The following is a 24,174-nucleotide window of genomic DNA, read 5'->3' on the forward strand; positions in this document are numbered from 1 at the left end:
GAGTTAGCGAATGTTAACGAAACCGGCTACTTCCGGTGTGATCCAGACGGGTTATGTCGGGTTCGCGCGCTTTCCAGTGACAACTTTACCTGGTAATCATCTGTGCGGCCATTCACTGACGAAAGGTTGCGCCATGACGGTGCGGGCTCGACGGTACCTCTCTGTATTACTGGCGTTCGTTTTCGCGCTGGGGGGCGGGGCCGTCACGGCAGTCGCCGCGCCCGCCGCCGAGAACTACGTCGCCCTCGGTGACTCCTACTCCTCCGGCGTCGGCGCCGGGTCGTACGGCAGCTCCGGCGACTGCATGCGCAGCGCCAACGCCTATCCCGAGCTGTGGGCCAACTCCCACTCCGTGTCCAGTTTCGACTTCGTCGCCTGTTCCGGGGCCAAGACGGCCGACGTCCTCAGTCAGGCGTCCGCCGTGGACGCGAGCACCACGTTCATCACGGTCTCGGTGGGCGGCAACGACGCCGGGTTCGCCGACGTCATGGTCGACTGCACCCTCAGTACGAACAGCGGGTGTGTGTCCCGCGTCGAGGAGGCCAAGCAGTTCGCCACCAGCACGCTGCCCGGCAGGCTCGACGACGTGTACAGCACGCTGACCAGCCGCGCGCCGAACGCGCAGATCGTGGTGCTGGGCTACCCGCGCTTCTACGAGATCGGCGGTTCGTGCAGTGTCGGGCTGAGCGACACCAAGCGCTCGGCCATCAACTCGGGTGCCGACACGCTCGCGCAGGTGACCGCCGACCGGGCGGCGGCGCACGGGCTGACGTTCGTCGACATGCGTGGTCCCTTCAATAACCACGAGATCTGCGCGAGCGGCGAGTGGTGGCTGCACAGCCTCACCTGGCCGGTCGTCGAGTCGTACCACCCGACCGCGAACGGGCAGCGCTACGGCTACCTCCCCGCGCTGGAGAGCGTCACCGGCTGACTCAACGCGAGTGTCGAACGGCCGCCGGCCCCAGGGTCGGCGGCCGTTGCCGTGTCCGCAGCCTGGGTAGCCGTGTCCGCACCGCGCGATGCGGACACGGCTACGCAACCTGCGGACACGGCTACGCAGCCTGCGGACACGGCTCTGGACAGGGAGGTTAGTGGGCGCTAACATTCGGGTGTTGTTAACGACTGCTAACTTGGTGGTGTGATGGACACTCCTGCTCTCGCCAGTGCCGCCGACACCCGCGGTGAGTCCTACGCGCGCAATGTCGCTCACCACTCCGAGCTGGTGGAGGACCTGCGCGCGCGGCTCGCCGTCGTGCGCAGGGGCGGGCCGGAGAAGGCCCGCACCAAGCACGTCGAGCGGGGCAAGCTGCTACCCCGCGACCGCGTCGACGCGCTGCTGGACCCGGGGTCGCCGCTGCTGGAACTCTCGCCGCTGGCCGCAACCGGCCTCTACGACGACGAGGCGCCGAGCGCGGGCATCATCACCGGCATCGGCCGGGTGTCGGGTCGCGAGTGCGTCATCGTCGCGAACGACGCCACCGTCAAGGGCGGCACGTACTACCCCATGACGGTCAAGAAGCACCTGCGCGCGCAGGAGGTCGCGCTGCACAACAACCTCCCGTGCCTCTACCTCGTGGATTCGGGCGGGGCCTTCCTGCCGCGCCAGGACGAGGTGTTCCCCGACCGTGAGCACTTCGGCCGCATCTTCTACAACCAGGCCACGATGTCGGCGCGGGGCATTCCGCAGCTCGCGGCGGTGCTGGGGTCCTGCACCGCGGGCGGCGCGTACGTCCCGGCCATGAGCGACGAGGCCGTGATCGTGCGCAACCAGGGCACGATCTTCCTCGGCGGCCCGCCGCTGGTGAAGGCCGCGACCGGCGAGGTCGTGACGGCCGAGGAACTGGGCGGCGGCGATGTCCACGCGCGGGCATCCGGGGTGACCGACCACCTCGCGGCCGACGACGCCGACGCGCTGCGCATCCTGCGTTCGATCGTCTCGACACTGGGCCCGAGGCAGCCGAGGCCGTGGGACGTGACGCCCACCGAGGAACCCGTGGTGGACCCGGACGAGCTCTACGGCGTGGTGCCCGCCGACTCGCGCACACCGTACGACGTGCGGGAGGTCATCGCCCGCATCACCGACGGCAGCCGCTTCGCCGAGTTCAAGAAGGAGTACGGCGCGACGCTGGTCACCGGCTTCGCGCGAGTTCACGGTCACCCGGTGGGGATCGTGGCGAACAACGGGGTGCTGTTCGCGGAGTCGGCCATGAAGGGCGCGCACTTCATCGAGCTGTGTGACCGCCGTTCGATACCGCTGCTGTTCCTGCAGAACATCACGGGTTTCATGGTGGGCCGCGACTACGAGGCGGGCGGGATCGCCAAGCACGGCGCGAAGATGGTCACGGCGGTGGCGTGCGCGAGGGTGCCGAAGTTCACCGTGGTCATCGGCGGTTCGTTCGGTGCGGGTAACTACTCGATGTGCGGCCGGGCGTACTCGCCGCGCTTTCTCTGGATGTGGCCGAACGCGCGGATCTCGGTGATGGGCGGTGAGCAGGCGGCCTCGGTGCTGGCGACGGTGCGCAGGGACGGTCTCGAAGCCCGGGGTCAACAGTGGTCGGACGAGGACGAGGAGTCGTTCAAGGAGCCGATCCGGGACCAGTACGAGAGTCAGGGCAATCCGTACTACTCCACGGCCCGGCTGTGGGACGACGGCGTGATCGATCCCCGGGACACGCGCACGGTGCTGGGGCTGGCGCTGTCGGCGTCGGCGAACGCGCCGCTGGAGCCGGTGAACTACGGCGTCTTCAGGATGTGAGGAACATGTTCGACACCGTGCTCGTGGCCAACCGGGGCGAGATCGCCGTGCGGGTGATCCGGACCCTGCGGGCGCTGGGTATCCGGTCGGTCGCCGTCCACAGTGACGCCGACGCCGACTCGCGCCACGTCGCCGAGGCCGACGTCGCCTACCGGCTCGGGCCCGCCGACGCGGCACGCAGCTACCTCTCCGTGCCGGACGTCGTCGCCGCCGCGGTGGCGACCGGCGCACAGGCAGTCCATCCCGGCTACGGCTTTCTCTCGGAGAATTCCGCGTTCGCGCAGGAGTGCGAGCGGGCCGGGCTGGTGTTCGTCGGCCCGCCCGTGGCGGCCATCGAGGCGATGGGCGACAAGATCCGGGCGAAGGAGACGGTCGCGGCGGCCGGGGTGCCGGTGGTGCCGGGGGCCAACGACGTGTCCGATGTGGATTCGGTGGCCGCCGCGGCCGAGCGGGTGGGCTACCCGGTGCTGCTGAAACCCTCCGCTGGCGGCGGCGGTAAGGGCATGCGGCTGGTACACGAGCCCGGTGAGCTGGCCCCGGCGGTGGAGTCCGCGCAGCGGGAAGCGCGGGGCGCGTTCGGCGACGACCGGCTGCTGGTCGAGCGGTTCGTGGCCGACCCGAGGCACATCGAGATCCAGGTGCTCGCCGACGCCCACGGCACGGTCCTGCACCTCGGCGAGCGGGAGTGCAGCCTCCAGCGCAGGCACCAGAAGATCGTCGAGGAGGCGCCGTCGGTGCTGCTCGACGAGGCCACGCGGGCCAGGATGGGGGCCGCCGCGGCGGAGGCCGCACGCTCGGTGGGCTATGTCGGCGCGGGCACGGTGGAGTTCATCGTGTCCTCGGCGGCGCCAGGGGAGTTCTTCTTCCTGGAGATGAACACGCGCCTCCAGGTGGAGCATCCGGTGACCGAGCTGGTGACCGGCCTCGACCTCGTGGAGTGGCAGCTGTGGGTCGCGGCGGGCGAGCGGCTCGCGCTCGTCCAGGACGACGTGCGGCTGACCGGGCACGCCGTGGAGGCCCGCGTCTACGCGGAGGACCCGGCGCGCGACTTCGTGCCCACCGGAGGCACGGTGCTCGGCCTGCACGAGCCGACCGGTGAGCACGTGCGGGTCGATTCCGGGCTGCGGCCCGGCACCGTGGTGGCCTCGCACTACGACCCGATGCTTTCGAAGGTGATCGCGTGGGGCCCGGACCGCGCGTCGGCGCTGCGCCGGCTCGACCGCGCGCTGGCCGACACCACCGTGCTGGGGGTACCGACCAACGTGCCGTTCCTGCGCGCGCTGGTGCGGCATCCCGACGTCGTCGCTGGGCGGCTGGACACCGGACTCGTGGAGCGGGAGCTGTCGGCGCTCGTGGCCGGGGTGCGGCCGGACGAGTTCGCCGTGGCGGCGGCGCTCGACCGCGTGCTGGAGCTGTGGCCGCGTACTCCCGTGGTGGACCCGTGGGACGTGCCGAGCGGCTGGCGCCCCGGCGGCAGCGCCGGGGTGACGATGCGGCTGCGCGTGGGAGGCGACGAGATGCTGGTCCGCGTCGACGGGCCGCCCTCCGGCGCGCGGGTCACGGTGGACGGCGGCGAGCCGCTGCCCGTGGCGGCGGCTCGGGACGCGGAGAACGCGCTGACCGTGCGTGTCGCGGGACAGTCCCTCCGCTACCGCCGTGCGCAGGCACCCGACGGCACCGTCTGGTACGCGCGGGACGGCCGTGCCGTGCCCGTGAGTGAGCGGCCGAACCTGCTGGCCTCGCACGCCGAGTCGGTGGCCGGCGGGCCGGTCACGAGCCCGATGCCGGGCACGGTTCTGCTGGTGAAGGCCGAGGCGGGCGAGAAGGTGGCGGCGGGAACCCCGCTGCTCGTCGTCGAGGCCATGAAGATGGAGCACACGATCACGGCGCCGATCGACGGCGTCGTGAGCAGGATCGACGTGCGCGCAGGCCAACAGGTCGCGCTGGACGAACCCCTGGCACTGGTGACCCCGGAAGAAGGCACATCATGATCGATTTCAGGCTGGACGAGGAGTACGAGGACCTGCGCACCACCGTGCGCGACTTCGCGCGCTCCGAGGTGGCACCGGTGATCGGCGAGTACTACGAGCAGGAGCGCTTCCCGTACGAGCTCGTCGCGCGCATGGGCTCGATGGGCCTGTTCGGCCTGCCGTTCCCGGAGGAGTACGGGGGCATGGGTGGGGACTACTTCGCGCTGTGCCTGGCGCTGGAGGAACTGGCGCGCGTGGACTCGTCCGTGGCGATCACGCTGGAGGCCGGGGTCTCGCTGGGTGCCATGCCGATCTTCCGGTTCGGCACCGAGGAGCAGAAACGCCGCTGGCTGCCGGAACTGTGCGAGGGCAGGGCACTCGGCGCGTTCGGTCTCACCGAGCCGGGCGGGGGCTCCGACGCGGGCGCCACGCGCACCACGGCCGCGCTCGACGGCGGCGAGTGGGTCCTCAACGGCAGCAAGTCGTTCATCACCAACTCCGGCACCGACATCACGCGGCTCGTCACCGTCACCGCCGTGACCGGGCAGAAGCCCGACGGCCGCAAGGAGATCTCCGCGATCGTCGTCCCGTCGGGCACCGTGGGTTTCACGGTGGAACCGCAGTACTCCAAGGTCGGCTGGAACGCCTCGGACACCCACGGGCTCAGCTTCGACGGCTGCCGCGTGCCGGAGGAGAACCTGCTCGGGCAGCGCGGTCGCGGTTACGCGCAGTTCCTGTCCACTCTGGACGAGGGTCGCATCGCCATCGCCGCGCTGTCGGTGGGGCTGGCGCAGGGCTGCGTCGACGAGTGCCTGCGCTACGTCTCCGAGCGCGAGGCGTTCGGCCACCGGATCGGTGAGTACCAGACCATCCAGTTCAAGCTCGCCGACATGGAGCTGCGCACCCACACCGCGCGGCTGGCCTACTACCAGGCCGCCTCGAAGCTGCTGCGCGGCGAGCGGTTCAAGAAGGAGGCGGCCATCGCCAAGCTCGCGGCCTCCAACGCCGCGATGGACAACGCCCGGGACGCCACGCAGATCTTCGGCGGGTACGGCTTCATGAACGAGTTCCCCGTGGGCCGCTTCTACCGGGACGCGAAGATCCTGGAGATCGGCGAGGGCACGAGCGAGGTCCAGCGCATGCTGATCGCGCGGGAACTGGGGCTGACCCCGGCGTGAGCGAGCCCGCGAGCGATACCGTCGCCGACGTGGACACGATCGAGATCCGGCCGGGCAGGCCGTCCGACGCCGACGCGCTGCTGGCGATGTTCGACGGCGCGGTGCGCTGGCTGGCCGAACGGGGTCGTGCCGGGCAGTGGGGCTCGACGCCCTGGTCCGAGGACGAGCAGCGAGTGGCGCGCGTGAGTGGCATGGCCGAACACCCCGGTCTGGTGATCGCGGAGGTCGGCGGGGAGGTCGCGGGTGCGTCGATCTTCGCCGACCACCCTCCCGAGCACATTCCGCCGGTGACCGAGCCGGAGGTCTACATCGACCTGCTGATCACGTCCCGCGTCCACACGGGCCGTGGCGTGGGAGCGTGGCTGCTCCGCGAGGCGCGCGAGGAGACCCGGCGCCGGGGCCGCTCGCTGCTGCGGGTGGACTGCTGGGCGGGCGGCGACGGCAGGCTGGTCGCGTACTACCGGGGTCAGGGCTTCACGCCGACCGAGACGTTCGAGGTGAGGGGCTGGACCGGCCAGGTGTTCGAGGATCGCGAATCCTTCGTCGCCGCGTGAGTTGACCTCCAGCGCGCTGGAGGTCGCAGGATGGCGGCATGCGGACGACACCACCAACCATCGACCTCGCTGCCGAGGCCGGCGACGTCGAGGCCATCCGGCAGATCATCGCCGACGCCGAGACCGCCTACAACACCAACGACGCCGAGCTGCTGACCGCGCCCTTCGCCGGCAACGCCACGGTGGTGAACGCGATGGGCATGATCCTGTCGGGGCGGGAGGCCATCGTCGAGAACACCAGAGCGGGGCTGGCGGGTTTCCTGCGCGACCAGTACGCGAGCTACGACGTGCTGGACGTGCGGTTCGTCAGCCCCGGTGTCGCCCTCGCCTACAAGGGTGCGCGGGAGGCGCGGGCCGACGGCACCCCGCTCGGCCAGGAACACGTCATGATCGTGCTGTACGTCCTGGTGAAACAGGATGGTCACTGGTGGACGGTCGCGCGGCAGAACACGCTCGTGCCGAGCCCGGTCTAGGAGTTCGTCGCCGCCGCCCGCAGTGACTCGTGTGTCGGTGCGTCCGGCACGCCCGGTGCGCGGCGCGCGTCGAACTCCTTGCGCAGCACCGGCAGAATCTCGCCGAGCAGGTCGAGCTGTTCCAGCACGGTTGCCAGCGGCAGTCCCGCGTGATCGACGAGGAACAGTTGTCGCTGGTAGTCGCCGACGTAGTCCCGAAAGCTCAGAGTGCGGTCGATGACCTGCTGCGGGCTACCGACCGTCAGCGGGGTCTGCTCGCTGAAGTCCTCCAGTGAGGGGCCGCCGCCGTAGACGGGCGCGTGGTCGAAGTAGGGCCGGAACTCGCGCACGGCGTCCTGGGAGTTCCGGCGCATGAACACCTGGCCACCGAGACCGACGATCGCCTGGTGGGGTTCGCCGTGGCCGTGGTGCGCGAAGCGCTCGCGGTAGAGACTCACCATGCGCTCGGTGTGCTCGGGGGGCCAGAAGATGTGGTTGTGGAAGAAGCCGTCGCCGTAGAAGGCGGCCTGCTCCGCGATCTGCGGGCTGCGGATGGAGCCGTGCCAGACGAACGGCGGCACACCGTCGAGCGGCCGGGGCGTGGACGTGAACCCCTCCAGCGGGGTGCGGAACCGGCCCTGCCAGTCGACGACATCGGAGCGCCACAGCTCGTGCAGCAGCGCGTAGTTCTCCACGGCCAGCGGGATTCCCTGGCGGATGTCCTGCCCGAACCACGGATACACCGGCGGCGTGTTGCCGCGTCCGAGCATCAGGTCGACGCGGCCGTCGGCGAGGTGCTGGAGCATCGCGAAGTCCTCGGCGATCTTCACCGGGTCGTTCGTGGTGATCAGAGTCGTCGAGGTGGACAGGATCAACCGCTCCGTGCGGGCGGCGACGTAGCCGAGCATGGTGGTCGGCGACGACGGCACGAACGGCGGGTTGTGGTGCTCGCCGGTGGCGAAGACGTCGAGGCCGATCTCCTCGGCCTTCAACGCGATCGCCACCATCGCCTTGATGCGCTCGCGTTCGGTCGGCGTCCGCCCCGTCGTGGGGTCGGGCGTCACGTCGCCGACGGTGAAGATCCCGAACTGCATGCTGGTCACCACACTCGAAGTAGTTGTCCGTTCAACTACCACTGTAACGCGTGGGCGGGCGTGGCTGTTCCCGGGACTCGGGCCGAACGCCCTCACCCACCACGGTGCCATGTGACACCGCCCGGAATAGCGGCCGCGCGAGGTCTCGTTGCCGGGGATATGAAGGCGATCATTCAGCAGCGATACGGCGGTCCCGAGGTTCTGACGGTGGGGGAGCGGCCGGACCCGAAGGTGGCTCCCGGCGAGGTCCTCATCCGGGTCAGGGCGGCGGGCGTGAACCCGGTGGACTGGAAAATCGGCGCGGGATACCTCGACCCCCTGATGGAGGTCCAGTTCCCGATCACTCCGGGCTGGGATGTCGCGGGCGTCGTGGAAGCCGTGGGGCTGGACGTCCACGACTACCGGGTGGGCGACGAGGTGATCGGCTACGCGCGCAAGGACTGGGTGTCGCTGGGCACCTACGCCGAGCTGGTGGCCGCGAACGTGCGGCTGATCGCCCGCAAACCCGCCTCGCTGGACTGGTCGCGGGCCGCCGGGCTGCCGCTGGCCGGGCTCACCGCGTACCAGGCACTCGACCGGGCTCGGGTCGGCGACGGCGACACGGTCGTCGTCCATGCCGCCGCCGGCGGAGTCGGCGCGTTCGCCACCCAGCTCGCCGTCGCGCGCGGTGCGCGCGTGATCGGCACCGCGTCCGAGCGCAATCACGACTTCCTGCGCGGGCTCGGCGCCGAGCCCGTCACCTACGGCGAGGGGCTGGTCGAGCGCGTGCGGAGCCTCGCGCCGGGTGGCGTCGACGCCGCTGTCGACGGCGTCGGAGGTGAGTCCGTGGACGCCTCCCACGAGCTGCTGCGGGAGGCGTCGCGACTGGTCTCGGTGGCCGACCCGAGGGCGGAGGAGGTCGGTGGGGTGAACATGTGGGTGCGGCCGAACGCCGCCGACCTCACGGAGCTGTCGCGGCTGGCCGACGACGGCACCCTCGCCGTGACCGTCGACCGGGCGTTCCCCCTGGAGGAAGCCGCCGAGGCGTGGCGCGTGAGCCAGGAGGGCCGCACGCGCGGCAAGATCGTCCTCACGGTGGCCTGAGCGGACACCCGTGTCCGCAGCCTGTGTAGCCGTGTCCGCAGGCTGCGTAGCCGTGTCCGCACCTTGGGTAGACGTGTCCGCGGTTCGCGTAGCCGAGACACGGTCACTCGTGCAACGGCAGCGGCGTCCAGGGCGTCGGCACGACCGGCCCCGCCTCGGCCCGCCGGGGGCAGGGTGTCCGGCCTCACCCGTACGGTCCCTGGAGCGTGCGGCCAGGTCCTCCGTCGGCTCTACCTGCGCGGTCGCCGACGCACAGTAGGCGCGGAGACCGAAATCCGGAATGAGAGAACACGGAATTGGTGATTCTGGTCACCGCACACTGTGTGTTCTTTGTTACTAACCGGTTCCAGTTAGCTGGATAACCAACTAAAGATAATCTCCAACCGCCTCCCTTCGGGGAGGGAAAAATCGATAGAGGTCACGGAGATTTCAGTTGTTTCAGCTGAGTGCGACGACGACCGTTCTCTTGCTGGTCGGATTTTATGGGTTGACGTATCTCTTGACTCGGACGATCCGAAAAAAGAAAGAGAACGTCGACGGGTTCATGGTCTCGAACAACGCGGTGGGGTTCGGGATCTCGGCTGCGAGCATGACCGCCACCTGGGTCTGGGCCGCGTCCTTCTACGCGAGTGCCAGCTCCGGCTACACCTACGGACTGTCCGGCCCCATTCATTATGGGCTCTGGGGCGCACTGATGATTCTGTGTATCTACCCTTTCGGGAGACGGTTTCGTGAGGTGGCCCCGAAGGCGCATACGCTCGCCGAGGTGATGCACGCTCGGCACGGCAGGTCGAGCCAGTTGATTCTCGCCTTCTCCAACATCGTCGGCAGCGTGATCAGCCTGACCGCCAATTTCACCGCAGCCGGTGCGCTCGTGGCCGTGCTGACGCCGTTCGACTTTCTGCATGGGGTGCTGGCCGTCGCCGTCGGCGTGCTCACCTACACGCTGTGGTCCGGTTTCCGTGCCTCGGTGCTGACCGACTTTGCGCAGCTGGTGGCGCTGATGCTCGCCGCGGCGCTCATCATTCCGATGATCTTCTTCGCCGCCGGTGGTCCGAGCATGCTGGGTGACGGACTTCGCTCGCTGACGTCGGAGCAGGCGGACTTCTTCTCCCTGACCGCGTTCCTGGAGCAGGGCGGCCCGTACCTCGCGGCCGTGCTCGCCTACGCCATCGGTAACCAGACCATCGCGCAGCGTCTCTTCGCCGTGCGGCAGGACAAGATCAAGGCGACGTTCGTGACCGCGACCCTCGGCTACGGCGGCACCGTGATCGGCCTCGGCATGCTGGGGTTGCTCGCGGTCATGGTCGGCATCCGCCCGCTGGACGGCGACATGAACAACATCATCCCGCAGATGGCGTCCGAGTACCTTCCCGCCGTAATGATCGGTCTGCTGTTCATCATGGTGATCGGCTCGTTGTCGTCCACAGCGGACTCCGATCTCGCGGCACTGTCGTCGCTGGTGATGACCGACATCTACGGTCGCAACGTCGCGGGTCGCAACGTCAACCCCGCCACGATGCTCCTCTGGGGACGGGTGACGATGGTGGGCGCCACGGCCCTCGGAGTCATGTTCGCCGTCTCGAACTTCGACATCCTGGATCTGCTCGTGTTCGTGGGAGGACTGTGGGGCGCACTGGTGTTCCCGGTCATCGTCAGCATGTACTGGAACCGGATCACCAACGTCGCGTTCACCGTCGCAGCGCTGGTCGGGACCGGCTTCTTCCTGGTGGCGCGCTTCGAATTGCTGGCGCTCACCGGCGTGGTCGCCGTGGTGCTGGAACTCGCCGCGGCGGCGGGGATCGCGGTGGTCTTCGGCCTGATGACGTTCGGCTTCCTCGGCAGGAATGCCGGCCTGGGGGTGGCGGTGGCGAGCGGACTCGGGTTCGCGCCGCTGGTACTCGGCTTCCTCCGCGACTACCCCACGTTGCTCGGGTCGCTGGTCGCCTATGGCGCCAGCGCGGTGACCTGTGTGCTGATCAGCCTGCGGAGCACCGAGCGGTTCGACTTCGCGTTGCTGGGCCAGCGCGTGACCGCGTTCCAGCACGCGGGTGGCCGGGACACGGAGCAGGGCGACGACCCGGTCACGGCGCGCCAATGATCGGCAGAACGGTTCCGACAGGAGGCAGGAAACCATGGAAACCCTGATCGTGACGGCTTACATCCTGGTGTGGCCGCTGCTTACGGCGGTCGTCCTCGCCGTGCTCACCCGAGGAGTCATCAGGGACTACGGCAAGGCGAAGGAGGGCGGGACGACGGTCGTCTGAGCACGCCCGCGGCGGTGTCAGCGGGCGAGGCCGGTGTCGAAGGCGGTGAGCAGTGGTCCCGCCAGCGGGCCGATCGCGAGCGACACCGCCGCGGCGAGGTAGGCGATGCCGAGCGGCCACCGGCTGGGCCGATCGTTGCTCGCCGGTTCGGCCCGCACCGCGGGTGTGATCCAGCGCAGGTAGTAGAACAGGCTGGCGACCGTGTTGACGACGGCCACGACGACTAGCCAGGCGAGGCCCGCGTCGAGGGCGGCGGTGAAGACGGTGAGCTTGCCCGCGAACACACCGGTGGGCGGTGTGCCGACCAGGCCGAGCAGGCAGACGACGAGGGCCAGGGCGAGCCACCGGTTCGCCCGCAGGAGCCCCCGGTAGTCGGCGAGCGTCGTGGCGCGGGGGAGCGCGGCGACCACGGCGAACGCACCGAGGTTGGTGACGGCGTAGGCGGCGAGGTAGAGCAGCAGGCCGGTGAGGGCGAGCGTGGTACGGCCCGCGGCGGCGACAGCCATCAGCAGGTAGCCGACCTGGCTGATCGTGGAGTAGGCCAGCAGCCGCCGGACGTTGTCCTGGAAGAAGGCGGCCAGGTTGCCCAGTGTCATCGTGAGCGCGGCGAGCACCGCGATGAGCAGCCGCCAGTCCACCGTCGTCGGCGCGAGGGCGGTGTCGGCGAACCGGAAGACGGCCACGACGGCGCCGATCTTGGGGATGGTGGTTAGGAGGGCGGCCACCGGGGCGCGGGCGCCTTCGGCCGCGTCGGGGATCCAGAAGTGCGTGGGGACGGCGCCCGCCTTGAACAGCGGGCCCGCCAGGAACAGGACGGCGCCGATCGCGACAGCGGCACCCGGTGCCGAGGGCAGGGTGTCGGCCAGCCCGGCGTAGGCGGTCGCGCGGCCGGTGCCGAACAGGGTCAGCAGGCCGAACAGCATCGTCACGCCGAGCAGCGCGCCCATGAGGTAGTACTTCATCGCGGCTTCGGTGCCGGGTGCGTCCTTGGCGAACGCGGTCAGCGCGTAGAGGGGAACACTGGCGAGCAGGTACGCGGCGGCGAGCAGCAGCAAATCCGCCGCTCCCGCGAGCAGGACGGCTCCGAGCGCGCCGAGCAGGAGCAACACGACGAACTCGGTTTCGCGTGGACTGCCGTCGATGTCCGCGGCGGCGAGGCCGAGCACCAGCAGTACCGAGACCAGCACGATGACCCTGGCGGCATCGGTGGCCACGTCGACGGCGTAGGCGCCCTCGAACACGGTCGTGCGCTCCTCCGGCCACCGGGCCACGGTGGCGGCGAGACCACCCGCGCACACCACGGCCGCCGCCAGGCGCACCAGCCACTGCCGGTGCCGGGGCAGGAAGGAGCCCAGCAGGAGGCCGAGCACGGCACCACCGGTGAGGAGCAGCTCGGGCAGCACCAGAGCCAGGTCCCGGGTCATCGACATCGCCGGGCTCACCGGTCCAGCAGAGTGCCGAGGGTGCGGGCGGCGGGTTCGACGAGGTCGAGCAGGAACCTCGGGAAAAGCCCGATCACCACGGCGAGCAGCAGCAGCGGCGCGATCGAGACCGTTTCGGCGGTGGTGAGGTCGGCGACCGCGCCACGGCCCGCCGACCGCGGTGGGCCGAGAAAGATCCGCTGGTACGCGCGCAGGAACAGGGCGGCGGTGAGCAGGATCCCGAGGAAGGAAAGCGCGGTGGCGACGGGGGCGCCGGGCAGCGAGCCGGTGAAGATCTGGAACTCGGCGATGAACCCGGAGAAGCCGGGCAGCCCCAGCGAGGCGAACGCGGCGACGGCGGTGAGCCCGGCGAAGCGCGGCGTGCCCGCGGCGAGTCCACCGTAGGAGCGCATGTCGTAGGTGCGGCCCCGCTCGTACAGCACTCCGGTGAGCAGGAACAGCGCACCGGTGATCAGTCCGTGGCTGACCATCTGGGTCACCGCCCCGGCGACGGCGAGGTCCTGTGCCCGCGCGTCGGAGGTGGTGAGGAGCCCGGCCGCGCCGATCGCGAGGACGATGTAGCCCATGTGGTTGACGGAGGTGTAGGCGATCATCCGCTTGACGTCGCGTTGTGCCAGCGCGACCAGGGCACCGTAGAGCACGCTGAGCACCCCGACGACCACGATGACCACGGCGTAGTCCCGCCAGGTGCCGGGCAGGATCGGCATCGCGATCCGCACGAACCCGTAGGTGCCCAGTTTCAGCAGCACTCCGGCGAGGATCGCCGATCCGGCGGTGGGGGCCTCGGTGTGGGCGGGCGGCAGCCAGGTGTGAAACGGCACGGTGGGTGTCTTGATGGCCAGACCGACGACGATGGCCAGCAGGACGAGCACACCGAACGTCCCTCGGCCCGCGAGGGGGTTCTGCTCGGTGAGCCGCACGATGTCGAACGTGTTCGGCTCGGCGGCGACGAAGAGGCCGAGGAAACCGAGCAGCAGAGCCAACGAGCCGAGGAAGGTGTAGAGGAAGAACCTCAGCGCCGCCCGTGCCGCGTCCCGGTGGCCCCAGCCTGCGATCACGAAGTACATGCCCACGATGGACAGGTCGAAGAAGACGAAGAAGAGGATGAGATCCAGCGAGACGAACACGCCGAGGCACACCGTCTGCAGGAACAGGAACAGTGTCACGAACGCGCGCACCGAACGGGCCTGCCGCAGCGAGTAGATCGCACAGGCGAGAAACAGCACGGCGGTCATCGCCACCAGCGGCAGGCTGAGCCCGTCGACCCCGAGGTGGTAGCGGGAGTCCACGATCGGGATCCAGCTCAGGTCGACCTCGTAGGCGAACCCGGACGCGCCGGGTGAGTAGGTCACCCACAGTGCGCCGACGAGTGCGAGGTCGGCGGCGGTGACCGCGACCCAGGTCCGGCGCACGACCGTGTCGCTGACCCGGGGCACGGCGAGCAGGACCGCCGCGGCCACCAGCGGCAGGAACACCACGACGCTGAGCACGCTCACCTCACCTCCTTCTCGGCACGGGTCAGAGCACCACCAGCAGCAGTGCCAGCACCGCCAGTGCCACGACGGCCTGCGCGTAGTAGTGGTGGAGCAGGCCGGTCTGCGGGCGGAGGGCGAGCCGCCCGAGCCCGTGCGCACCGTCGGCGACGGCGCGCACGGCGGCCTCGATCGACCGTTCCCCGCGCGTGTCGGCCGTCCGGGCCAGTGACGTGCCGAGCCCTGCGGCGGCACGCACGCCACCGTCGAGAACACGGTCGTCGAAGCGCGCCAACCCCTCGGCGGCTCGCAGCGTCGGCACGGTGACGAACCTGCGCGCGACGCCTTCCAGGCCGAGCCAGTCGCCGAACAGTGGCCGCGCGGGCACGTCACCACGCAGCCGGACGATCCCGGCGGCCGCCGCCGCGGCGCCCAGCGCCAGCACCGTCGACAGCAGGTACTCCCACCACACCGGCGTCGGCTGCGGCCGGCTCGACACGATTCCCGCGAAGGCCGACCACACCCCGGGCAGGGCGAGCACGCTGAGCAGCGTGGTCCCGACCGCCAGCGGTGGCAGCGCGGCGCGTTGGCTCGGAAGCACCCGGCGAGCCCGCCGGGGTGCGGTGTGCCGGTCCGCGACTGCCGGAGCCGACCAGACCAGCGCGACGGCCCGCGCCGAGTACCCGGCGGACAGCGCCGCGGCGGCCAACCCCACCACATACAGCGGTGGCGACTCGTGCAACGCGGTGGCGAGGATCTGGTCCTTGGTCGTCCAGAGCGCCAGCGGCGGGATACCGGCCAGCGTCACCGCGCCGACAGTGAAAGCGGTCCCGACCAGCGGATGGTCCCGGGCCACGCCCCGCAGGCCGGGCAGGCGCTGGGTGCCCGACGCGCTCAGCCACGCCCCGGCGGTTAAGAACAACAGACTCTTGGTGAGCGCGTGGGCGACGAGCTGCGCGGTCGCGGCGGCGACACCTCCGGCACCGGCACCCAGCACCATGAACCCGACCTGGGCGCAGGTCGACGCGGCCAGCAGCTGCTTGAGCTCGGACTGCGCCAGCGCGACCGCGCCGAGCACGAGCGCGGTGAACGCGCCCAGCCACGCGACCAGCACCGCCGCCCAGCCCGTAGCCGACAACAGCGGTTGCAGGCGTAGGAGAAGGTAGGCCCCGGCCGCGACCATCGTGGCCGAGTGCAGCAGGGCCGACACCGAGCTGGGGCCGTCCATGGCCCGGGAGAGCCAGAAGCTGAACGGTAGCTGCGCCGACTTGCCGAGCGCGGCGAGAACCACCCCCGCGGCCACCACGTCGCGCCAGCCGCCCGGCAGCTCCGCGAGCCCGCCGAGGGTCAGCCCCGTGGCGCCGCCCGCCAGCGCGGCGCCCGCGGCGAGGTAGAGACCGAGATCCGCAGCCCTCGTGGTGAGAAACGCGATCGTGCCCGAACTCGCGCGGCGGGAGTCGTGCCACCAGTAGCCGATCAGCGCGTAGGACACGGCGCCCATGACTTCCCACGCCATCAGCAGTGACACCACGGTGGTCGCGGTGACGGTCACCAGCATCGCGCCCGCGAAGAGCAACACGAGGCCGAAGAATCGCGCGCGTGACTCGGTCGGGCCGATCTCGCCGACCGCGAACACCAGCACCACGAGCAGGATCGTCGCGACCGTGACGACCAGGATCGCCGAGAGCCCGTCCACGCGCAGGGCGAACGCGACACCCTCCACAAAGGGCATCGACACGGCGGGACGGGTCACCGCCACGACGACCGACACGGCCAGTGTCAGCACGGTGGAGGCGATCGCGAGCGCCCCGGCGAGCGAGTCGGCGCGCCGGCCCGCCGCGAGCAGGACCGGGCCCACCAGCAGCGGGATCGCGACGAGCAACCAGAGCATGGGCTAGCCCGACAGGTCCGCGGCCATGTCGGTCATGTCCACGTCCCTCGCACGGAACAGTGCCGTGGTGACGGCGAATCCGGCGGCCATCTCGATGGCCATCGCGGTCACCGCGAGCACCACGACCACCTGGCCGTCGGGACGGTCCGGGGAGGTGAAGTACCAGAACCCGGCAGCACCGACGATCACCGCGTTGACCATCAGCTCCAGGCCCATCATGATCATGACGATGGACTGCTGCGACAGCGCGCCGTAGAGCCCGACGCTGTACAGCGCCGCGGCCAGGAGCAGGTAGCCCTCCAGGCTCACCGACCGACACCGCCTCGCACCGGGTCGTCCGGCCGCGTGCGATCGAGCCGGTCGCCGAAGCGGTCGTAGCGCCCGCGATGGGTCGACAGCACGACGGTCGCCACGATCGTGGCGAACAGCGCCAGCCCGAGCACGATCATCACGAGCATCTTCGGTCCCATGAGCGCCTCCGCGAGCGACCTCGTCGGGTCCGGGGGCGGCTGTTCGGTGGACGCGGGCCAGTCGATCAGAAAGATGCCGGTCGCGAGTACGGCGAAGGTTCCGGTCGCGATCGCCAGGGACGCCTTCCGGTTGTGCACCATGGTCATCGGCTGCAACCCGGCCGGGTTCATCATGTACATGATCATGAAGACCACCATGATGAGCATCTCCATGGTCATCATGAGGATGACGAGCACACCCAGGTAGGCCAGCTCCACCAGCAACAGCGTCAGGCCGGCGAAGACGAACGACGCCAGCAGTGAGAACGTCGCTCTGGCCATGGAGTCCACCCGGAACACCAGCATCGCCGTCGCGACGGCACCCGTGGCGCACGCCCAGAACGCCACCTCGGCCTGCACGGGCGTCAGCACCTCAGATCACCACGATCGCCACGACCAGCGCCTGCACCAGCGTCAGCGGGATGAGCAGAATCCAGGAGACCTCCGCGAACCGTTCCATGCGGATCGTCGGCACTCGCCGCCCGATGCCGACCAGCACCGCCAGCACCAGCACCGTCTTCACGACAGACCACAGCCAGGGCGGCAACAGCGGTCCGAGGCCACCGCCGAGGAACAGGGCCACCGACATCGCCGCCCCGGACACCAGCAGCAGCCAGCGGCCCGCGACGAAGATCAGCCGGTCCACACCCGACAGTTCCGCGAGCGCACCGCCCGCGATGTCGCGACCCACGGTCTGCGCGAACGGACCGAAGAACGCCATCGCCAGCACCGTGGCCAGGAACACGACGAACGCGACCGGCATCCAGACCACGAACCACAGGTCCCGCTGCGCGGCGACGATGTCGGCCACCCGCAGCGAGCCCGCCCCGATCGCCGCGGTGGTCAGGACGAACATGTGCGGGAGTTCGTAGGCGAGTCCCTGGGCGAGGAAGCGGTAGCCGCCCACCAGCCCGAACGCGGAGTCGGCTCCCCAGCCGGCCAGCCACACCGCCGCCCACGCCGCGATCTCCATAGCGTTGAACCACACGACGCCCACGGACAGATCGGCCACGGACCGATGGCCCAGCGGGGTGACCAGCGACGCCAGCACCGCGGTCACCAGCAGCACCAGGCCTCCGCCCCGCCAGAGCAGACTGTCGGCGGCGGGCGTGCGCCGCCGCTGCTGCACGAGCAGGCCCGCGACCGCGCGTGCCGGAGCGGTCGCCGCGCGGACGCCACCGGCCGCCCCCGCCGCCCGCGCCGCGAGGGCGGTGTCGAGCACGGCGGTGCCGAACGCGAACGCCGCCAGTACCAGCGGGAGCAGGAGCGCGCCCGGCCAGCCGACCGCCTCAACCATGCGGCGCCTCGCGCCGCGCGAGCGTGTCCAGGTCGGGGTCGAGACTCGCCACGAGAATCCGTGCGCAGGCGAGTTCGTTGCCGTCGAGGAGCGTGGGCAGGGCCTCCAGCGCCCATCGCGTCTCCGGCGCTCTGTCCAGCCCGGCAGCGGAGCCGGGCCGATCGAACGTGCGCACGGCCGAGTCGAGCCACGAACCGAGGCGGTCCCATGCGTCTCCACCCAGCTCCGGAGGTGTGGACGGGACCGGCGGCGTGCGACCGACGCCCGCCAGCGACCAGCGAAGCGTGCGGGAGCGGCGCACCCGCCCGGCCCACCGGGCCAGGGCTGTCGCCGTGCGCGCCCGCCGGTCGCCGCGCAAAACGTCGCTGCGCAGGACGTCGTCGCGCAGGCGGCGAGCGGTGGCCGAGGCGTCGGGCCAGCCCACGACGGACAGCAGCCGGGCGCAGGAGTCGAGCCTGCGTGCGACGAATCCGGTGGGCGAATCCCAGGGCGATACCTGCCGGGCATGGCCCAAGCCGGTGGTCGTGACCGTGGCGTCCTGGATGACATCGCCCTGCAACGCCGTCCGGACGACCAGACCAGCGGGCCAGTCCGGCAGCACGGGGCCGAGCGGGACATGGAGCCGGTCGAGCATGAGGCCGTCGCGGTCCCGCGCGCGGTCGGCCATCGGCGGCTCCGCCCCGCGCCGGTCGTGGTGGGGGTGCGCTGCCCTCGGCCGACGCTGCCGGTCGGGATCCCCCAGCGCGTCCGCTGCCGCCGCAAGGCGAGCCGGTGCCGCCGACGCGGAGTCGATGTCGGCACGGGCGCACGGGCGTGGAAACAGGCTCCACACCTGCTCGACGGCGGGCCGCAGGTCGTCACTCACCGGGCCCGCGACGACCAGGATGTTGCCCTCCGCCGGACTGGCCGCAGGCTGCCAGCCGCGCTCGCGGACGACGCGTTCGACGGCGACGCGCGCGCCGGTCCCACCCGGCGTGGCGACCACGAAGGGACGAGGCGGGGTGAGCCGCAGCAGCCAGGCGGTCAGGTCCACCGCAGCGCCCCCTCCCGCCAGGCGTAGACCACGCCCGCCACGAGGATCCCGAGGAAGACGAACATCTCGACGACGGCAGGCGTGCCCAGCTCGGCGACGACCAGTGTCCACGGGTACATGAACACCATTTCCATGTCGAACACCAGGAAGATCATCGCGATCGGGTACCAGCGGACGTGGTAACGCGAGACCGCGTGCTCTGCCGGTGCGTGGCCGGACAGGAACGGAGGTGTCCCGGTCGCGGTGTCGCCGAGGCGCACGGCGAAGGCCATGCCGTACAGCCCGGCAGCGACGAGCAGCATGAGGACGAGCAGCACCAGCGCGCCACCGACGTTCACCGTGGACCACACCTCCGCCCGCCTCGTGGTGAGCTCTCGCGAGCCGGCGTCGCGCAGGATTCCTCGCTGACCGTCCGTGCAAACGTCGTCACCGGATGGTGTGGGTCCGCGAAGCCTGGCAGCCGGGGCGGGGACGCTCAGCGCGCGGCCGGGTCACGCAGGCGTGTGTCCGCAGACTGTGTAGCCGTGTCCGCAGCTCCCGTCGTCCGGTAGCGCGGCCGTAGCCGCTCTCGCTCCCCGGGCCGGGCGGGCGCAAAGCCATACTGGCTGGTCGTGACGACCGCGCCAGCGTTTCCTCGGCCTGTCTCCCTGCGGTAGCGCCGTGAATCTCGCCCCTGATTCCTCCGTCGTGAACTCACTACTGTTCGCCGCGTGTTGCCCGTTTCGGTGCATCGGGGTGGCGCCGGCGAGAGTGAGGAGAAGACGTGGGACTACGCAAAGTACGACGTCTGACGGGGTTGGCCGGAGCGACGGTGGCCGCGGCGGCGCTCACAGTGGCGGCACCGGGAACGGCGGCGGCCGACGGTGCCTATGGGTACGAAGTGGACTACGGGACGTCGGTCTCCACCCCCGGTAACGCGCTCTGCACGTTCAACGCGACGGTGCAGGTGTGCTTCCAGCCGTACGGCGACAAGATTTACCTCAAGGACAAGTTGGCGGACGGACGTTCCGCGGTGGCGGTGTGGGAGAACCAGATCGTCTCCGGGAACCTGTATCGCCACGGCGAATGCCGCAACACGCGCGGTGCGGGCACGTGGGTGGTCTGCAACAAGAACTACTACGAGGGCAGCATCTTGCTGATCAAGGCGGGGACACGCGACCTGTCCGGTGATGGAAGTTACTCCGCCGAGATTCCCACGTACTCCGAGATCGCGTGAGCGACCGGCGTCGCGGAACCGCAGGACGCCGCCGGGCGCGCTCGACGCGCCTCGGCGGTGTCGCTGGACACGGCTACGCAGGCTGCGGACACGGCTACGCAGGCTGCGGACACGGTGCTACTTCAGGTCCTTGCTCGTTTTGCCCAGCAGTTTCCTCGCCACGATCAACTGCTGGATCTGTTGCGTGCCTTCGAAGATGTCCAGGATCTTCGCGTCCCGGGCCCACTTCTCCAGCAGGGAGTCCTCCGTGTAGCCGAGCGTGCCCGCGAGCTCGACGCACCGGAGCGTGACGTCCACGACGGTGCGGCCCGCCTTGGCCTTCGCCATCGACGCTTCCAGCGAGTTCGGCTTGCGGTTGTCCGCCATCCACGCCGACTCCAGGGTCAGCAGGTAGGCGGCCTCGTAGTCGGCTTCGAGGCGCAGGAACGTGGCCGCGGCGGCGTGCTGGGCGTTGACGGGCTTGTCGTAGTCGACCTCGACACCCGCCTCGGCGAGCAGGCCGCGCGTTTCCTCCAGCGCCGCCCGCGCGACGCCGATGGCCATGGCGGCCACCAGCGGGCGGGTGTTGTCGAAGGTCTGCATGACCCCGGCGAAACCCTTCTTGGTGTCGATGTCCGGGGTACCGAGCAGGTTCTGGGCGGGCACGCGGCAGTTGTCGAACCGCAGCACGGCCGTGTCGGAGGCGCGGATGCCGAGCTTGTGCTCCAGCCGCACCACCTCGAAGCCCGGAGTGCCCTTCTCGACGACGAACGACTTGATGGCGGCGCGGCCCTGGGTCCGGTCGAGTGTGGCCCACACGACGACGGCGTCGGCGCGTTCACCGGAGGTCACGAAGATTTTCTCGCCGTTGAGGACGTAGTCGTCGCCGTCCTTGGTGGCGGTGGTGGTGATGGCCGCCGAGTCGGACCCGCAGTCGGGTTCCGTGATGGCCATGGCGGCCCACAGCTTGCCGAAGCGCGCGAGTTGCTCGTCGTTGGCCACCGACGCGATGGCGGCGTTGCCGAGTCCCTGCCTGGGCATGGACAGCAGCAGCGCCACGTCGCCCCAGCAGAGTTCGATGGTGCCGAGGACGGTGAGCAGGTTGCCGCCGTTGCGGTTGCCGCCCTTGTCGTCGTCACCCCGCCGCACCCCCGCCGCGCCCGCGCCGCCCTCGCCGGAGGTGTTGAGCCCGTCGAGCAGCGCCGCGAGCATGTCGAGTTCGCTGGGGTAGGCGTGTTCGGCGCGGTCGTACTTGCGCGAGATGGGCCGGAACACCTCGGTGGCGGCCTGCCGGGCCTGGTTGACGAGGGCCTTGGCCTTCTTCGGGACCTCAAGGTTGATCATGCGCTGACGACCCCTTCCATGACGCCCACCGCGCGCAGGTCGCGGTACCAGCGTTCCACCGGGTGTTCCTTGACGAAGCCGTGCCCGCCGAGCAACTGCACCCCGGCACTGCCGATCTCCATGCCGCGTTCGGCGGCGGCCGCGCGGGCGAGGGCGACCTCCCTGGCGTGCGGCCTGCCCTGCTCGGCCCGCGACGCCGCGCGCAGGGTCAGCAGCCGCAGCCCTTCCAGCTCGATGCCGATGTCGGCGACGGTGAACGCCACGCCCTGCCGGTGGCTGACGGGCTCGCCGAACGCCTCCCGCTCGTTGACGTACGGGATCACGTAGTCGAGGACGGCTTTCGCGGTGCCGCACGCGAGCGCAGCCCAGCCCAGCCGAGACGAGCGCACCACGTCGGCGAGGACGTCCCGCTTCGCCCCGCCGAGCAGCGCGCTCGCGGGCAGCGACACGTTGTCGAGCACCAGCGTGCCCGTCGCCGCGCCCCGCAGCCCCATCGCCGGTTCGGCCTCCACCGACACGCCGCGGGTGGCGGACTCGACGACGAACAGTGCGGGTCCGCGCCCTTCCAGAGTCGCCGACACGACGAACAGTTCGGCCTGCGCCGCCCTCGGCACGAGGTGTTTCACGCCGTCGAGCCGGTAGCCGTGCGGGGTGCGGCGCGCGGTCGCCCTCGGGGCGAACACGTCGAACAGCGGCGCGCGCTCCTGCAGCGCCAGCGCCGCCGCCGGCACGTCCTCGCCCGTGAACGCGGGCAGGTAGGTGGCCTGCTGGTGCGCGTCGCCGTGCCGGACGAGCACGTTGCTCACGGCCGAGGGCGCGAGCACGGCCACGGCAAGGCCCAGATCGCCCTGTGCGAGCGCCTCCGCGACGAGGACGTTCGTCACCGTCGAGCGTTCCGCGCCGACGCCGCCGACCTCCTCGGGAATGCCCACCGCGGTCAGGCCGAGTTCGGCGGCCCGGCCCAGCAGTCCGTCCGGCGGTGTCGCGGTCGCGTCGGCCTCGGCGGCGGCGGGCCGGAGCTGCTCGGCGGCGAACTCGGTCACCGTGTCGACGATCATCTGCTGCTCGTCGTCCGGCGTGAGGTCGAACAGGTCGCCCGCCGGCGCGGGGGACAGTCGCGCGGGCTTGCCGAGCCGGGTGGTCGCCGCGAACGTGCGTCCCGCGGCGCCCGCGGCGGCGAAGCCACGCCGCGTGGCGGTGGCGACGACCTGCTCCACGGGTTTGCGCAGTCCGGTGCGGTCGAGCAGCGTGCTTCCGGCGAGGCGGTTCAGCGCCGCGAGGCCGAAGCCCATCGCGTCGCGGCGTGTCGCTTTGTGTCGGGCCACAGCGTTCCCTCCGTCTACCTACTCGTGAGTAGGTTAGTCGGTGTGGTCCCCCTCGCGCCAGTAGGGTCGATCAGGTCACGTCGAGCACCGCGTGCAGCAGCGCCGTCAGCTCGGCACCGAAATGGGGCCGGGACGCCACCCTTCGCGTGCGGGTGAGGTCGTTCGCGATGGTCAGCGCCGCGTGGGCGGTGATCCGGGCCTCGCGCGGCTCCAGCTCCGGGTGGACGGCCGTCAGCAGCCGCACCCACTGCGCCACGTAGTCACGCTGGATGCGCAGCAGTTCGGGGCGGTCCCGCTCGTCGATGTGGACGTGGTCCACCGAGAACGCCACCAGTAGCTCCGGCGGGCCGGTCAGAGTGCGCACGTAGGAGTCGGCGAGCCTGCGCAGCGCCTCCCGCTCGTCCGGCGGGCCGCTCGCCCGCAGCGCGTGCTCGGCCGCGAGCGCGAGGCGGTCGCCCGCCCTGCGGCCGATGGCGGCAAGCAGGCTGGCCTTGCTGGGGAAGTGCCGGTAGACGCTGGGGCCCGCGATGCCGGCGGCCTTGCCGATGTCCTCCATGCTGACGTCGGTGAAGCCGCGTGCCCGGAACAGTTCGGCCGCGGCCGTGAGCACCTGCTCGCGGCGTGACGGACTGCCCAGTGCCAGTGCGGGCGGCGCCCCGGCCGCGTTGGCAGTGTTGTCGTCGGGTCGGGGCAGGTTGGCGTGCAGCACCCGCAGCGCCAGTGATGTGAGCAGTTCGGTGAACCGGCGTTTGGCGAGAGTGGCGCGATGCACGGACACACTGCCGAACACCGAGAGTGTCGCCCAGCACAGCAGCTCCGCGTCGGCGTGCGACAGTTCGGGCCGCTTGCGGCGCAGCACCTCGCTCCACGTCGTGAGCATGGCGGTGGAGCGGCGGCGGATCTCGTGCTGGCTCTCGGTGTCGAGGTGCCTGCCCTCCCAGCGCCACAGCGCCGCCACCTCCCGCCGTTCCACCGAGCGGGTGGCGAGGCCGGTGAGCAGGGCCCTGACCTCTTCCGGTGTCGTCGTCCGGTCGAGTGCGGTCTCGGTGGTCGCGGCCATGTCGTCCAGGCCGCTGAGCAGGACGTGCGCGAGGATCGCCCGCTTGTCGGTGAAGTGCCGGTACAGGGCCGGGCCCGTGACACCCGCCGCGGCGGCGATGTCGTTGACGCTCACCCCGTGGTAGCCGCGTTCGCGGAACAGCTCGGAGGCGATGGCCGCGAGCTGGTGCCTGCGGTCGCGGGGGCGCCGGGTCCTGCCGTTCGTCTCGTCCATAACGTGAGCACACTCTAGCGCTTGTTGTCCACCTGACAAC

22 protein-coding genes are annotated in these 24,174 nt (G+C 70.6%); 10 read left to right on the forward strand and 12 right to left on the reverse strand.

From position 1 onward, the window contains the following. Positions 1 to 133: 133 nt before the first annotated feature. From FFT09_RS13635 to FFT09_RS13660, 6 genes are all read left to right on the forward strand, one after another. Positions 134 to 931, forward strand: a complete 798-nt coding sequence (locus tag FFT09_RS13635; protein WP_024874813.1) for an SGNH/GDSL hydrolase family protein — start codon at positions 134 to 136, stop codon at positions 929 to 931. 210 nt (positions 932 to 1,141) lie between these two features. Next, positions 1,142 to 2,755, forward strand: coding sequence for a carboxyl transferase domain-containing protein (locus FFT09_RS13640; protein ID WP_081191419.1), 1,614 nt, complete (start codon positions 1,142 to 1,144; stop codon positions 2,753 to 2,755). 5 nt (positions 2,756 to 2,760) lie between these two features. Next, positions 2,761 to 4,746: an ATP-binding protein gene (locus tag FFT09_RS13645; protein ID WP_138382917.1), complete on the forward strand. Its 1,986-nt coding sequence runs from the start codon at positions 2,761 to 2,763 to the stop codon at positions 4,744 to 4,746. Further along, the gene (locus tag FFT09_RS13650; RefSeq protein ID WP_081191417.1) at positions 4,743 to 5,903 is read left to right on the forward strand and encodes an acyl-CoA dehydrogenase family protein; all 1,161 of its coding nucleotides are present in this window, start codon (positions 4,743 to 4,745) and stop codon (positions 5,901 to 5,903) included. Before FFT09_RS13645 ends, FFT09_RS13650 begins: the two co-directional genes overlap by 4 nt. Before the next feature lie 86 nt (positions 5,904 to 5,989). After that, positions 5,990 to 6,457: a GNAT family N-acetyltransferase gene (locus FFT09_RS13655; protein ID WP_425273062.1), complete on the forward strand. Its 468-nt coding sequence runs from the start codon at positions 5,990 to 5,992 to the stop codon at positions 6,455 to 6,457. Positions 6,458 to 6,495: 38 nt separating this feature from the next. After that, positions 6,496 to 6,930, forward strand: a complete 435-nt coding sequence (locus FFT09_RS13660; protein WP_138382919.1) for an SgcJ/EcaC family oxidoreductase — start codon at positions 6,496 to 6,498, stop codon at positions 6,928 to 6,930. On the opposite strand, the gene FFT09_RS13665 is transcribed toward FFT09_RS13660, so the two are convergent. Then, entirely contained in the window at positions 6,927 to 8,003 is a 1,077-nt protein-coding gene (locus FFT09_RS13665; RefSeq protein ID WP_138382920.1) for an LLM class flavin-dependent oxidoreductase, read from the reverse strand. The genes FFT09_RS13660 and FFT09_RS13665 overlap by 4 nt on opposite strands. A 159-nt stretch (positions 8,004 to 8,162) precedes the next feature. Between FFT09_RS13665 and FFT09_RS13670 the strand changes: the two genes are divergently transcribed. The 3 genes from FFT09_RS13670 (at position 8,163) to FFT09_RS23305 (ending at position 11,353) form a co-directional block, all read left to right on the forward strand. Beyond that, entirely contained in the window at positions 8,163 to 9,086 is a 924-nt protein-coding gene (locus tag FFT09_RS13670; RefSeq protein ID WP_138382921.1) for an NADP-dependent oxidoreductase, read from the forward strand. A gap of 487 nt (positions 9,087 to 9,573) precedes the next feature. Next, positions 9,574 to 11,187, forward strand: a complete 1,614-nt coding sequence (locus FFT09_RS13675; protein WP_425273063.1) for a sodium:solute symporter family transporter — start codon at positions 9,574 to 9,576, stop codon at positions 11,185 to 11,187. A 34-nt stretch (positions 11,188 to 11,221) separates the two neighbouring features. Continuing rightward, positions 11,222 to 11,353, forward strand: coding sequence for a putative transporter small subunit (locus FFT09_RS23305; protein ID WP_210164419.1), 132 nt, complete (start codon positions 11,222 to 11,224; stop codon positions 11,351 to 11,353). Between the two features lie 17 nt (positions 11,354 to 11,370). On the opposite strand, the gene FFT09_RS13680 is transcribed toward FFT09_RS23305, so the two are convergent. The 8 genes from FFT09_RS13680 to FFT09_RS13715 form a co-directional block, all read right to left on the reverse strand. Beyond that, positions 11,371 to 12,777, reverse strand: coding sequence for an NADH-quinone oxidoreductase subunit N (locus FFT09_RS13680; protein ID WP_138383202.1), 1,407 nt, complete (start codon positions 12,775 to 12,777; stop codon positions 11,371 to 11,373). A 14-nt stretch (positions 12,778 to 12,791) separates the two neighbouring features. Next, the gene (locus FFT09_RS13685; RefSeq protein WP_138383203.1) at positions 12,792 to 14,285 is read right to left on the reverse strand and encodes a complex I subunit 4 family protein; all 1,494 of its coding nucleotides are present in this window, start codon (positions 14,283 to 14,285) and stop codon (positions 12,792 to 12,794) included. Between the two features lie 28 nt (positions 14,286 to 14,313). Beyond that, on the reverse strand, positions 14,314 to 16,158 hold the full coding sequence (locus FFT09_RS13690; protein WP_138382923.1) for a proton-conducting transporter transmembrane domain-containing protein: 1,845 nt from the start codon (positions 16,156 to 16,158) through the stop codon (positions 14,314 to 14,316). 3 nt (positions 16,159 to 16,161) lie between these two features. Then, positions 16,162 to 16,467, reverse strand: a complete 306-nt coding sequence (locus tag FFT09_RS13695; RefSeq protein WP_081191412.1) for an NADH-quinone oxidoreductase subunit NuoK — start codon at positions 16,465 to 16,467, stop codon at positions 16,162 to 16,164. Beyond that, positions 16,464 to 16,973: an NADH-quinone oxidoreductase subunit J gene (locus FFT09_RS13700; RefSeq protein ID WP_425273064.1), complete on the reverse strand. Its 510-nt coding sequence runs from the start codon at positions 16,971 to 16,973 to the stop codon at positions 16,464 to 16,466. Before FFT09_RS13700 ends, FFT09_RS13695 begins: the two co-directional genes overlap by 4 nt. Positions 16,974 to 17,040: 67 nt before the next feature. Then, on the reverse strand, positions 17,041 to 17,964 hold the full coding sequence (locus FFT09_RS13705) for an NADH-quinone oxidoreductase subunit H (protein ID WP_081191411.1): 924 nt from the start codon (positions 17,962 to 17,964) through the stop codon (positions 17,041 to 17,043). Further along, complete coding sequence (locus FFT09_RS13710; protein WP_138382924.1) at positions 17,957 to 18,997, reverse strand: hypothetical protein; 1,041 nt, start codon at positions 18,995 to 18,997, stop codon at positions 17,957 to 17,959. Before FFT09_RS13710 ends, FFT09_RS13705 begins: the two co-directional genes overlap by 8 nt. After that, positions 18,988 to 19,335 carry an NADH-quinone oxidoreductase subunit A gene (locus FFT09_RS13715; protein WP_138382925.1) on the reverse strand — a complete coding sequence of 116 codons (348 nt, stop codon included), beginning with the start codon at positions 19,333 to 19,335 and terminating at the stop codon, positions 18,988 to 18,990. Before FFT09_RS13715 ends, FFT09_RS13710 begins: the two co-directional genes overlap by 10 nt. A 425-nt stretch (positions 19,336 to 19,760) precedes the next feature. Here FFT09_RS13715 and FFT09_RS13720 point away from each other — a divergent pair, with 425 nt between their 5' ends. After that, a complete protein-coding gene (locus FFT09_RS13720; RefSeq protein WP_138382926.1) occupies positions 19,761 to 20,213 on the forward strand; it encodes a hypothetical protein in 453 nt (150 codons plus the stop codon). Positions 20,214 to 20,330: 117 nt separating this feature from the next. Here the strand turns inward: FFT09_RS13720 and FFT09_RS13725 are convergent, their stop codons facing one another. From FFT09_RS13725 to FFT09_RS13735, 3 genes are all read right to left on the reverse strand, one after another. Then, positions 20,331 to 21,536 carry an acyl-CoA dehydrogenase family protein gene (locus FFT09_RS13725; protein WP_138382927.1) on the reverse strand — a complete coding sequence of 402 codons (1,206 nt, stop codon included), beginning with the start codon at positions 21,534 to 21,536 and terminating at the stop codon, positions 20,331 to 20,333. Continuing rightward, a complete protein-coding gene (locus FFT09_RS13730) occupies positions 21,533 to 22,861 on the reverse strand; it encodes an acyl-CoA dehydrogenase family protein (protein WP_138382928.1) in 1,329 nt (442 codons plus the stop codon). The genes FFT09_RS13725 and FFT09_RS13730 overlap by 4 nt, the downstream gene beginning before the upstream one ends. A 70-nt stretch (positions 22,862 to 22,931) precedes the next feature. After that, positions 22,932 to 24,134, reverse strand: coding sequence for a TetR/AcrR family transcriptional regulator (locus FFT09_RS13735; protein WP_138382929.1), 1,203 nt, complete (start codon positions 24,132 to 24,134; stop codon positions 22,932 to 22,934). Between the last annotated feature and the right edge of the window lie 40 nt (positions 24,135 to 24,174).

It is taken from the genome of Saccharomonospora piscinae, from assembly GCF_005862235.1.
Lineage (GTDB): Bacteria > Actinomycetota > Actinomycetes > Mycobacteriales > Pseudonocardiaceae > Saccharomonospora > Saccharomonospora piscinae.